The sequence below is a fragment of the Vibrio sp. 1401 genome (genome assembly GCF_033340295.1).
This window is the reverse complement of the sequence record NZ_JAWOWF010000350.1, coordinates 1-711: the sequence shown is the minus strand read 5'-3', so window position 1 is coordinate 711 and position 711 is coordinate 1. Positions and strand designations below refer to the sequence as shown.

The following is a 711-nucleotide window of genomic DNA, read 5'->3' as shown; positions in this document are numbered from 1 at the left end:
TGAATATCCGCAAATTAGTCCACCGTCGGTTAGCGTAACGGCGTACTACACTGGCGCAAGTGCCGAAGTGGTTGAACAGGCCATCGCCGATCCGATAGAGACATCGGTGAACGGCGTAGAAAACATGATTTACATGTCTTCGAAAAGTGCTAACGATGGTTCGTACAGCTTAAACGTTACGTTTGATGTTGGTACCGACCCAGATATGGCGCAGGTGAACGTGCAAAACCGAGTGTCACAGATTGAGTCAAAACTGCCTCAGGAAGTGCGCATGGTCGGCGTGACGGTGAAAAAGCGTTCTCCTGACCTATTGATGGTTCTGAACTTCTATTCACCAGACGGCAAGTACGATGACCAATTCTTAATTAACTACATCAACTTGAATGTAAAAGATCAGTTGGCGCGTGCGAAAGGCATCAGTGAAGTAAATGTAATTGGTGGTGGTGAATACGCGATGCGCGTGTGGTTGGACCCAGAAAAAATGGCCAACCTCAAGCTAACGACATCGGATGTATATGCTGCTTTAGCGGAGCAAAACGTTCAGGTTGCTGCTGGCCGTGTTGGTGCCGCGCCGTACAATAACCCGCAAGAAGTGCAGTTCAACCTAGTGACGAAAGGCCGCTTAGAAAGTGTGAGCGAGTTTGAAAACGTTGTTCTTCGTGCTAATCCAAATGGCTCTACGGTTTATCTAAAAGATGTTGCTCGTGTTGA

The 711-nt window shown here is 47.7% G+C and carries 1 protein-coding gene; it reads left to right on the top strand.

Features of this window, described 5'->3' with window-relative positions; all coding sequences use genetic code 11:
* The coding region (locus tag R7Z77_RS25570) for an efflux RND transporter permease subunit (protein ID WP_318137078.1) at window positions 1-711 on the top strand (711 nt) is incomplete at both ends.